Source organism: Neobacillus sp. OS1-2 (genome assembly GCF_030915505.1).
Classification (GTDB): domain Bacteria; phylum Bacillota; class Bacilli; order Bacillales; family Cytobacillaceae; genus Neobacillus.
In genome coordinates this window covers 609,440-621,399 of record NZ_CP133265.1, presented here as the reverse complement: position 1 = coordinate 621,399, position 11,960 = coordinate 609,440, and the positions used below count along the sequence as shown (strand labels likewise).

The 11,960-nt window shown below is 35.7% G+C and carries 9 protein-coding genes; 6 read left to right on the top strand and 3 right to left on the bottom strand.

Annotation, left to right across the window (positions count from 1 at the left end):
• Positions 1-52: 52 nt before the first annotated feature.
• Positions 53-2,899 (top strand): VWA domain-containing protein, encoded by a 2,847-nt coding sequence (locus tag RCG19_RS03295; RefSeq protein WP_308109658.1) that lies wholly within the window; start codon positions 53-55, stop codon positions 2,897-2,899.
• A 36-nt stretch (positions 2,900-2,935) separates the two neighbouring features.
• Here RCG19_RS03295 and RCG19_RS03290 read toward each other — a convergent pair whose 3' ends face one another.
• From RCG19_RS03290 to RCG19_RS03280, 3 genes are read right to left on the bottom strand one after another with little or no spacing between them, the layout of a single operon-like run.
• Positions 2,936-4,939 carry a hypothetical protein gene (locus RCG19_RS03290; protein WP_308109657.1) on the bottom strand — a complete coding sequence of 668 codons (2,004 nt, stop codon included), beginning with the start codon at positions 4,937-4,939 and terminating at the stop codon, positions 2,936-2,938.
• 14 nt (positions 4,940-4,953) lie between these two features.
• Positions 4,954-5,508, bottom strand: coding sequence for a PilW family protein (locus RCG19_RS03285; protein ID WP_308109656.1), 555 nt, complete (start codon positions 5,506-5,508; stop codon positions 4,954-4,956).
• Positions 5,492-5,977 carry a type IV pilus modification PilV family protein gene (locus RCG19_RS03280; RefSeq protein WP_308109655.1) on the bottom strand — a complete coding sequence of 162 codons (486 nt, stop codon included), beginning with the start codon at positions 5,975-5,977 and terminating at the stop codon, positions 5,492-5,494. Before RCG19_RS03280 ends, RCG19_RS03285 begins: the two co-directional genes overlap by 17 nt.
• A 156-nt stretch (positions 5,978-6,133) precedes the next feature.
• On the opposite strand from RCG19_RS03280, the gene RCG19_RS03275 reads away from it, so the two are divergent.
• From RCG19_RS03275 to RCG19_RS03255, 5 genes are all read left to right on the top strand, one after another.
• Positions 6,134-7,315, top strand: coding sequence for a hypothetical protein (locus RCG19_RS03275; RefSeq protein ID WP_308109654.1), 1,182 nt, complete (start codon positions 6,134-6,136; stop codon positions 7,313-7,315).
• Positions 7,316-7,394: 79 nt separating this feature from the next.
• Positions 7,395-8,201, top strand: coding sequence for a PRC-barrel domain-containing protein (locus tag RCG19_RS03270; protein WP_308109653.1), 807 nt, complete (start codon positions 7,395-7,397; stop codon positions 8,199-8,201).
• Between the two features lie 19 nt (positions 8,202-8,220).
• The gene (locus RCG19_RS03265) at positions 8,221-9,225 is read left to right on the top strand and encodes a G5 domain-containing protein (RefSeq protein WP_308109652.1); all 1,005 of its coding nucleotides are present in this window, start codon (positions 8,221-8,223) and stop codon (positions 9,223-9,225) included.
• A 21-nt stretch (positions 9,226-9,246) separates the two neighbouring features.
• Positions 9,247-10,908, top strand: coding sequence for a GspE/PulE family protein (locus RCG19_RS03260; protein ID WP_166238824.1), 1,662 nt, complete (start codon positions 9,247-9,249; stop codon positions 10,906-10,908).
• Positions 10,909-10,919: 11 nt separating this feature from the next.
• Positions 10,920-11,960: a type IV pilus twitching motility protein PilT gene (locus RCG19_RS03255; protein ID WP_308109651.1), complete on the top strand. Its 1,041-nt coding sequence runs from the start codon at positions 10,920-10,922 to the stop codon at positions 11,958-11,960.

Sequence of the window (11,960 nt, the reverse complement as noted above, 5' to 3'; positions counted from 1 at the left end):
AAAAGTATCAGTTTATATAAATATAGGAGAAAGAAAGGAGGTATCATTTACCATGAGGAAAATATCAGCAATGTTTGGTATTATTATATTTTTTATTTTATTAGGAATGGGAAATTCGGTCTCAGCTGATAGTGCACCAAAGGTCGACTTCAGTGTAAGTCCATCCCAAAGTGTTATTGTAAAGCCTCAAGGTGAGAACGCTCAAGGAAGTCTCAATGTACACTTGATGCCATCGGGAGTATCAACCAGTGCTAACCGTGATCCTATTGATGTTGTATTTATCTTTGATAAATCAGGTTCTATGAATGAGTCGGGAAAGAATCCGAAGAAATTTCAAAGTGCTAAGGATGCGATGACTGAGGCTGTTAGTTTCTTTAAGAAAAATGCAGGACCACGTGATCGCTTTTCTTTTATTTCATTTAGTTCTGATGTAGAACAAGTAGTTAATTTTTCCCCGACAACTGTAAATGCGGGTTTAGATTTAATCAATCAAACCGTGAAGGATCTTAAAGCAGAGGGTGGAACTAATTACACCCAATCTTTTGAGAAAGCTATTAATCTATTAGATGGGTCACAAAATAATAAATATATTATTTTCATGACCGACGGAGAGCCAACATTTTCTATTTATAATGAACCAATTACGTATACTAAAAAAATACAGACCGGGACTAAAGAATCATGTTTTTGGTTTATTTGCAAGGATGAACCAATCTATGAAACCAAGCAAGTGACGGAAAATATTCCTGTCCATTATGAAATGTATGGGACAGGGTCTAATATGAGTAATAAAGTCTATTATGAGATTAATGGTACAAAGACGAGTAAAAATATAAGCAATACCCAAGCTATAAACAGTATTAAAAATCATGGAATTTCAATGGCAAACAAGTTGGCTGAGAAGAATATTAAACTGTTTTCTATTGGATTCGGAAGTGATTCTGAGGTCGATATGTCTTATTTACGTGAGCTTTCATCCAAGACAGGTGTAACAGCCCGCCAAGCAAACCAAGACAATATATCAAGTATCTTTCAGGATATTTCAAAAGACATAGCTACACCTGCAATAGATGCAGAGGTGAAAATTGATCTTAGCAAGTTTAATGGGAAGGTAAATCTGTTGGAAGGATCTGATGCCAGGTTAGAGGGGAATGTGGTAATTTTAAAAGCTAATTTTAGCTTTCCGATTGGACAATCAGTCAATCAGCCAATTGATGTAAGTTTACCTTTTAGCTTCACGGATATTACCACATACACATTTGATAATATTAAATTAACATATAAAAATTTAAATGGGCAAACGATTCCGTTATCACATGAACCAGTTTCAATTGATGTTAAAGCGGATGCACCGTCCAGTTTTAAAGGTGCCATGAACTTATCAGGGGTAACCAATACGGTGGATAATTTAATTAAAGTATCAAATGTAAGTCAGACAACAAATCAATTTACTGTTTCATATTCTTTGTCGCCTTACGGACTTGTAAATAATCAAGTATCTGGTTTGTTAAGTAATTTAAAATTGATACAGCCACTCCCTGATGGCGTATCAATCTATCCTACAGCAGGGGTTAAGTCGATCACCTATAATGGGAAACCTGCAGCCCAAATTGACCTAACCCAGACGGTTAATTATAAAAGTGGGATTTTTACACCTAGTCAGGTCACAGCTTCATTAAAACTACAAGCTGACTGGGCACTAAGTAATACCAAAATGCCTACAGCTATTTTACAGTACAAGGATAGTCGCTTTACACAGAGTCAGGAGACAACTATTCCGGCATCTAACCAGATTATTAATATGAAGGTTAGACTGAATGAATTTCCTAGTAATGTATATGATGGGGATGCACTAGGGATCATTACCAAAATGAATGATAGTACGAAAAATATTATATCGCAAACGGAGTTCCCAAATGACTATAGCCTAAAGAATAAACCAATCAAAGATATGACTTTTGTAAATGGTTCATTAAATAAAACAATAGAAGTTACCTATTATGATGGTGAAAAAGTACTTGTGTACCTCGTTCCTGATTTTGAATTGATTGGTAAAGAATCCGGTAATTCTTATAATAGTGGAGCGATCACAAATGAGTTTGTAGACGTGAAATTATCGAAGACGGTGGCCGGGAAAGATGTGAAATATTATTATTCTAGCAATCCACAGAATCCAATTTGGACTGAATTTAATCCAAGTGATTCTATCCCACTAAAAACTGCAGGAATAAATACAGTGCAAATAAAAGCAATAGGTGGTTTTGCCCTAGATAATCTTATTGTGGAAAAGACCATCACGATACAAAGAAAAATCACTTCTATCACTGTTGATCCAGCATCAATTGAAGTCGAAGTAGGTAGTTCGATGTCATTCATAGTCAATCTGCTTCCAATTGACGCCACTAATAAGGATCTTGAAATAACGGTGATTAAACCCGAGATTGCTGTAATGACTGATAGTAATAGAATCTTAGGCGTTTCTGAAGGTAATACTGAATTATTAATAAAAACTAAAGACGGATCGGATCTAAGTGTTCGGGTGCCGGTGCATGTAACAGATCCATATATTCCTTTAAAAGAAGTAAAATTTAAAAAGGCAGTATTTAAAATTCAACCTGGTGAGAAGATTGCTATTGATAATCTGCTAATTTTTAATCCAACCAATGCTACTAAAAAAGCTATTAGTTCTGTTACAACTTCATTTTCGGATAAAGTGGAAGTAAAGAATGAAAATGGAAAGTGGTATATTATTGGGAAAAATATTGGTTATTCGACTGTTAAAGCAACAGCTGAAGAACAGAAGGACGGGAGTAAACCAAAGGATTCAGCGCTATTTGAAGTAACAAACGATGATAGTGCAAATACTGATAATGGGACTACTGGAGAAGGCCGCTGGTAAAGGAAAAAACTCGTTTCCAAACGGAAACGAGTTTTTTTATTCAATAATAAGCTCATCAGAATAGATTTGCAGGTGTTCAACAATTGGAAGGGCATCAATTTTTTGCAATAAAACTTCATCATTAAAATGAACAATGAATCGAGAAAGTTTATCCTCTTGGAATAATCTTGATGGAAGGTTATTGATATTTTTTACCTCACCCCGGATGGCATTAATCTCTAACCTTTTCTTTGCAAATAACCCGCCATCGATATAGAAAAGAGAGCCGACCCCGTAGAGTTCTGCATTTGCTTCTGTATAGAAAAAGGCTTTTAATGGTTTAATGGTGTTGTCTATTTCCGGTAAATATTCTTTATTTTTTTCAGCTAATGGATCAAAATTTTGAAATTCATTTATCCTTGTTATCATCAAATCTTTATTCCCTAAGAGAATTAACTCCCTGTTTTCGGCTCCTAGAATATTTACATTTGAAATGGAAGTTGTTCCCCCGACATACACTACAGAGGAAAAGATTACCTCATCATTTTCATTTAATGCTTCAGTTTCTTGAGCTAATTCATCATTTCCTAAAATGGTAAAGGCCCCGTTAATCACAATGTTTTTGTTAACCTTAATAGTGGTATCAATGGGATATAGTGATAAATTTCCCCCTGTAATAATATCGCCATTTAGCTCGATACCATTACTAGTTTGATATGCAGCATTGGATTCCACAGCTAGAGTGCCGCCACAAATAATCGAATCGTTGACTAGTAATTTTCCGTCAAAATTTATTAGGTGAATATCACCAGTAACAAATATATTTTTCAATGATATATTTTTATAACTAACAACATAAAGATCACCGTCAACTACCAGGTCATCACCAAAATTAATTGAATTTCCGCTGCTCATAACGACCAAATCACCATTAATTGTAACGGAATCAGGGTAGTTGATTGGGGCAGTCCCGCTCTCAATCATATAGCTGTCGATTAGGGTATTTTCCCCTTTTTCGACAATCGACAATGGTTTATTGATGACGTCCTCCTTGTTTATTTCAGTCATCCCAGGTGTATTGGAAAACTTTTGCACTTTAATATTATTAATTAGTTCCTCTTTAAACGCACTTCCAATCGCAGAACTAGGAGGAAAAATTCCAGTCTTTGCTGCGATTTTATTGGTTTGCTCTTTAAATGATTCGGCAAAATTGATATCAACAAATTGGCTATCATGTTTAAGGGCGGGGACATCTTTTTTATAAAAGTTATTTTCATTCTTAATTACTGGTAATAGATTTGCCGTACTACTATAGAGATCGCCAACGATGGATGGCATGGGTGTTTCTTTTGTTTTCCAACTTGTATCTCTAAGCTGGTATTTTGCATCTTCATTAATTGTTAATTTATTGCCATAAACATTTCCATTTAGGTTTGGAGAGCCGTTTAAAAATAGCCCAGAATCCTCATCTGTTGAAGTGGAACCCACTGCGTATTTCAAAAAGCTTGGAAGTGGTGAAAGAATGATTCGTTTTCGAATCGTTCTAGTTATTTTCCCTTGCTGCTGATTGGGGTTCTTGGTGATAAGGACAATTTCAAATACACGGGTAAAATCCTGATCCGTTTTAATATGATAGGGTTTAAACCTAGATAAATCGTCGATACAAATGTTTGATGAAGCAACCTCTTTGACAGTATCACCGCTCTCGTCAACAATGCTCAGACATTCAATCTTTTCTCTATCGTTTGCAGAAATCGTATTTAAGGAATCATGCAGCATATTCTCAAGTGCCGGCCCGAAGGAAGAATAAATGGTCAGTTCTCCCGAAGATCTATCCATAAAGCTTTTTAGATTAATAGAATCTAATGATTTAGTGATATTTGTTGTGATTTCCTCGACGACCTTAACAGAATTGTAAGATAAGTTAATGTCTGTTTTCCGATTTTCTAGGCGTTTTGTTCCGCTAATGGTGGTAGAAACAATCGCCAACCCAAGAGCGGTAAATACTAACGAAATAAGCATGACAGTAATTAGCGCATTTCCTTTTTGGTTATTAATCAACGAAAGTTCACTCCCTAAAACCCGAATTGGCTTTGAAGATGAAAGGGCTTCTCTAATCGATCATGATTGAGTTGTAAATCAATATGAATCATCCCGTCTTTTCCACCCTCGCAAGATACTTGGTTATTTTGACAAGTATAAGAAATCGTTGAATGATCAAAATTAGAGGTAACATCCAACTTTTTCCCATCGATTTCAATATCCCCATTTTCATCATTATTAGGAAATTGAATTTTAATCGAAGTTTGTTCAGTAAGAACTTGATCCTTTTTGACGGTATAAAAGTTTTTTTCCTCCTTTTTAACCGTCGTTGCCTTATTGTTTATTAACGCAATGCAATTATTGCCACACTCCGTAACTTCATCAAAGGGGTAAGAGTAAAAGGTATTCATCACCATCGTTACAGCGTAATCCGCATCGTCTCGTAGCTGGCCTTCAATTTGAATTTTATTATAGAGCTTCAATCCCGAGGAGAAAACACCATATATGACTGGTAATACAATCATTAATACCGTAAGAGTTGCTAATAGTTCAATTAAAGTTACTCCTTTTTCATCGAATATCTTCACTTTTAATAACTCCCTCAAGTTCGGTAAAATTGCTTTTTTTATGTTTAGTCCATTCTACCTTGACTGTTATGGGAAGAATATATGATTTATCTTCCTCAGTATTATCGGCATGAATGGAGACAGAGTACTCGACCTCATTGACTAGGATGGGAGTGCAACTTGGGTCAACCGTCTCACCCTCCCAGAACATTTTATATTGTTTCTGACAAATAAATAGGGAGATTTCTTTGGAAGGGTTACGATCAAATTCATCTTTTATCTCAATGAAACTTTGTTTTTCCATATACATCATGGCATTGCGCGCTACATTTATGGCGTTGGTTTTATTTTGATTGGAACTTGTAAAAGAGTAAGCTTGGGAGAAAAAGTTCATAATACCTATGGAGATGATTCCTAAAATGGTAAGTGAAACTAAGACTTCAATCAACGATAGGCCATTATTACTAGAAATAATTTTTTTTAGATTCATATTATCTCCCTCCTTTCAAAATACCCATTATTATTATACAATACTTTAGAGTGTATAAATGTCGTGCTTAGTCGAAAAAACACAAAAAATAATGGAAAAAATAAATTATTGTTGTTTTATGTAATTCTTTTATACTAGTTATTATGGGGTGAATGAATGAACTCAATTATTTTTGTATGTCTATCGGTAATCGTTGTAGCACCGATATTATACTTTTTACCATTAGGCTTCACAACGAAAGGGAAAATGTTCATCCTTGGAACATCATTTGTTCTTGCCTTATTAGGTATTCTAAGCGGATCAGTCTTTGCTGTATGGCAAACAGTCCTTATTTTATTTCTCCTCATAGTACTTACTACATTGTTGGGGTATAAAAGGGTGGGTGCTATGATTTTCATGAACAACGATGAAAATTCACCAATAGAAAGCGAATGGGAGAATAGAATAGAACCACAACAGGATCAATCATCTGAAGACATTCCGATTCAAATGGAACCTTTAGAAGTGAATGAGGAGGAATTATCTGTACTGCTATCGGAATCAATCAACGATTCCCATCACCTCAAAGATGATTTAACAGAAATGGAAGAAATGATTGTTCCAGAAGATGATCTTGAAGATTCAATCATTGCTGAAATAAATCCCATTAGTATAGAGAAAAGTAATGATGATAATGATTTAATTGAGCCTAAAAACGACTTACAAATACAAGAGGGACATTATCTGGCTGAATTAGAGCAGCTGATTTTGGATGATGGCAATGTACTCCAAAGGGATCATCTAGATTCATTTGGGAGCAATGATGTTGAAGATCTTGATGTACCAGTCTACTCGAACCAATATGAAGCAGATAATTTAGAAGTGGACGAGGTTCAACACATTGAAGACAAGATTGGATTCGAGGAGATGCTAGAAAGTGAAGTTGTTCTAGAATTGGAAGAAAAACAGAATATTTCTGTTGTGGACTATCCTTCATCTCCTGTATATGAGGAAGTGGCTGTCTCTAGTGAAATAGATAACAGCAACCAATTGACAAACAATATTGAAAATGAAGCACTTCATAAACTTTTATTTAACACGATGGTAACTCAGATTCAACTAACAAGAAAACTGATTGACAAAAAGAAATATGAGCAAATGATTAGAGAATATTTACATCCAGAATTGCCAACGACTGAATATTATACATTTGCAACCTTATTAATCCAACATTACATTTCGGAAAAACAATATGACAAATTACTTCCTTTTTTAAATGAAATAGAGGAAAAAGTTACAACTTACCCCATGTTGTTACAAGAAATACAATTTTTTAAATCGTTTTGTGTGAAAATATAGCGAAATTTGTTATAAATTAGTGTAACTTTAATCTATAATTAAAAAATGAAAATTAAACTACTAGGTGTGGGTGAAAAAAATGAAAAATAGTTCTCAAATAACAGGGTTACCAATTATTAGTATTTCAGATGGTATACAAGTCGGAAAGGTAAAATCACTAGTGATTAACCCTGACAAAGGTTCAATTGATTTTTTAACTATAGATAACGAAGATTGGCAGGTTAGCATCAAAGCGATTCCCTTTAAGAAGGTAATTGGAATTGGTGAATATGCAGTTACTGTTGATAGTGAAAATGCCATTATCGATTTGAATGAAATTCCTATCACAAACCAGCTAGTTAATAAAAAGATTAAAATTTCTAATACGAAGGTCATGACCAGAAAAGGGGAGCTTCTTGGGGAAGTAACCGAGTTTTTTGTAGATGAAAATACTGGACATATCCTTGGTATGGAACTAAAGATTGCCGGTAATAATGTGGCCCTTCTTTCCGAATTTGTCCTAACGTATGGAAAGGATATTATTATTGTGAAGGAAGATTCAGGTAATCATTTTCTTGAAACTGCTGATGAGCTAGATCCTGAATTTAGGAAACAAACTCCTGAAATCGAAGAAAAAGAGAACCATTTCGATAATGATTTAGTAAGTGAATTATTAGGGGATACTAATTCTTCCATTGAGCTAGTAGATGATAGCATGGACATGGCTGCCCTTAAAGAGAAGCAAATAGAAATTTTAAAGGGTAAGAAGCTTCTTAAAGACATTCTAGATACAAAAGGAACTATTCTTTTTACAGAAGGTACTGAACTGACTACAGAAGATATTATTAAAGCACAAGAAGAAGGTCCAAGTGTTTTGGTTGAACTATCCATGAATGTCCAAGCTTGATTGAAGGAGGAAGCTCAGCATGAGAAATCCTCAAGGCATTAAACTTTTTATAGCTCTTATAGCATGTACCGGTTTTATTTTTAGTTTTTCTCATTTTGGGGCAAGTGCTTTTGAACAGGTATATTCGAATAAAAGACAGGTTGAAGAAAATAAAAAAATTAGTCCTGTTGATCAATCAGGACTAAAGGAACAACAGGAAATGAACCAAACTATTGCTGTCATATCCGAGTCGAGTAATTCCATAAATGAAAATAACCCAGAATTAACCAATTGGGTAAAACAATTTCCTTCTTTAGAAATTGGACCGCAATCATCCTTTTCGTTATTGGGACTTTTAGATGACAATAGTTTACAATCCTATTCAAATAGAACGTTAAGCAAAATTGCAACAGCTATCTATAAATCTATTATTCCCACCAATTTTTATATAACTGAGCGGCACATAAGCAGAGAATTACCTGATTATGCTAAACTTGGTTTTGAAGCAAACGTTAATTCAAACAATAATATGGATTTTGTTGTTACAAATCCAAACGACCACAAGTACACGATTAACTTTAAACTGATTGATCAGTTATTGTATGTATCGATAAATGGACCAAAACTCCAGTATTCCTACAAAATTATTCAAAATGATAAGGAATTGTTTCAGCCTAAAACTATTATTCATTACGATGCAAAACTTCCTTTTAACAGTGAAAAGATGGAAACAAAAGGAAAAGAAGGTTCTGTTATTAAAGTTTATCGTGAAAAGATTGATAAGAATGGAGTTACTTTGAGTAAAGAACTCCTTTCGGAAGACTTTTATCCTCCTATCAATCAAGTCATTCTTCATAGTTTACTAAGCAGCGGAACATCCGGCACGAGTCAAAATGAAAATAACTCTTCAGATTCTACTGTAGATAAGTCTAAATCTGAGGGGACTGTAGATGAAACAAAACAATCAGAAAATCCAGATGATACCGGTGAGAATTCCTCAACCACAAGTGATCTTTGGGGAAAACCAAACGAAGTGCCTAAATAAGCAGAAAAAGCAGGGATTGTAATGAATCTAGCGAGGAAAAGACTTGGGGATCTGCTTGTCGAAGCAGGACTACTTTCTGAAGATCAACTTAAAACTGCGCTAAAAGATAAAAATCCTAATCAGAAATTAGGAGATGCACTCCTGCAAAGGGGTTTTATTACGGAACAGCAACTTATTGAAGTTTTGGAATTTCAATTAGGGATACCACATGTAAGTTTGTATCGATATCCTTTTGACACAACCTTATTTACCATTGTTCCAAAGGATATGGCGAAAAGGAATTTGATCATCCCGTTAAAAAAAGACGGGGAACGACTTCTTATTGCGATGGCAGATCCAATGGATTTCTATACAATCGATGATCTTAGGCTATCGACGGGTTTTCACATTGAGACTGCCATTGCTACAAAGGATGATATTCTTCGCGCTATCAATAAATATTATGATATGGATGAAGGATTTGAGGAACTTTTACTTGATAGAGGAACTTCGGTAGCGGGTGAAGAGGATAAAATCATCGATCAGGATTCCCCAATTGTAAAGCTAGTAAATCAAATTCTTACAAATGCCGCTACCATGAAGGCAAGTGATGTGCATATTGATCCGCAGGAAACAAAGGTTGTGATTCGGTATCGGATTGATGGGATACTTAGAACGGAACGAGCCCTTCCAAAGCATATGCAAAGTGTACTGACCGCTAGAATAAAGATTATGGCTAATTTAGACATTACTGAGCATCGAATACCTCAAGATGGTCGGATCAAAATGAATCTTGACTTCCATCCCATTGATTTACGTGTATCGACATTGCCAACCGTTTTCGGAGAAAAGATTGTCCTTCGACTCCTGGATTTGGGAATGGCAATAAATGATATTCATAATCTCGGATTTAATAATGTTAATTTAACTAGATTTATAAAACTAATTGAAAAACCTACAGGAATTGTTCTCATTACAGGTCCAACTGGTTCTGGTAAGTCTTCTACCCTATATGCCGCATTAAATCGTTTAAACGGTGAAGATGTAAACATTATTACGGTTGAAGATCCAGTAGAATATCAGCTTGAGGGGATTAATCAGATTCAAGTCAATCCGAATGTAGGTATGACATTTGCAGCCGGATTAAGAGCCATCTTGCGTCAAGACCCTAATGTCATTATGGTGGGGGAAATCCGTGATAAGGAAACGGCTGAAGTGGCCATTCGAGCATCGCTAACTGGGCACCTTGTCTTAAGCACTTTGCATACAAATGATTCCTTAGGCTCCATTACTCGTTTGATCGATATGGGAGTGGAACCATTCCTTGTGGCTTCTTCGATAAGTGGAATTGTAGCTCAAAGACTCGTAAGACGCGTCTGCAGGGACTGTGCAGAGAGTCAACAGCCGACAAAAAGGGAACTTGAAATATTTGCAAGAAGAGGTTTGAAAATTGAAAATGTTACTCGGGGAAGAGGATGTTCCTCGTGCAATATGACAGGATATAAAGGCCGTATTGCAATTCACGAAGTCTTAGTCATGGATGACGTCATGAAACGTGTCATCATGAATGGGGAATCATTTTCAAAACTTCGAGAAATTGCATTGAAAAATAAAACAATCTTTCTAATTGATGATGGTCTTCTTAAAGTAAAACAGGGCATAACGACAACTGAGGAAGTATTAAGAGTTGCGATCCCTGACTAGGAGTATAATCAATGAAAAATAAAATTGACCTTCTACTTAGAACCGGATTTGAAGTAAAAGCTTCAGATATCCATGTAACAGTTGGTACCCCGCCGATCATGAGAATCAATGGAGAGTTAAGGAGATATGGGAAGGAACCATTAACACCGTTAGATACGGAAGGAATAGCCAAGGCAGTCATCCCTGAAAATATGTGGGATTTGTTTAAAGAAAAAAGGGAATTGGATTTTTCTTACGGATTGCAAGGAGTCTCAAGGTTTAGGATTAACGCTTATTTTCAACGATCATGTATTGCATTAGCAATAAGGGTTGTGCCTACGAGAATACCGACACTTGATGAACTGGGACTACCTGCTATCATTAAAAAAGTGGCCGATAAACCACAGGGGTTAGTCCTTGTTACCGGTCCTACCGGGAGTGGTAAATCTACTACACTTGCTTCGATTATTCAATATATGAATCAAACACAGCGAAAACATGTGATTACGCTTGAAGACCCAATTGAATACTTGCATAAGCATGGTGGTTGTATCATTGATCAAAGAGAAATAGGATTTGATACGAATGATTTTGCAAATGGATTAAGAGCAGCATTAAGACAGGATCCTGATGTCATTTTAGTGGGAGAGATGAGGGATTTGGAAACTATCCAGACCGCTATTACTGCTGCGGAAACCGGCCATTTGGTTCTAGGGACTTTGCATACCTCGAGTGCTTCTGCAACGATTAATAGAATAGTAGATGTGTTTCCACCTACACAGCAGTCCCAAATTAGAATTCAGTTGGCGACTGTTTTAGTCTCAATCATTTCTCAACGGTTATTTCCAACTACTGATAAAAAGGGTAGGAAAGCAGCTACGGAAATCCTACTAAATAACTCAGCCATTGCCAATCTCATCAGAAATGAAAAGATTCATCAAATCGTAAATGTGATGCAAACCTCCCGAGCTGAGGGGATGCACACACTTGAAACAAATATGAAAGAATTAGTGGAATCAGGTGCCATTGCAAAAGAATCCACTACACCATATATACAGGAAAAGGTGCAATAA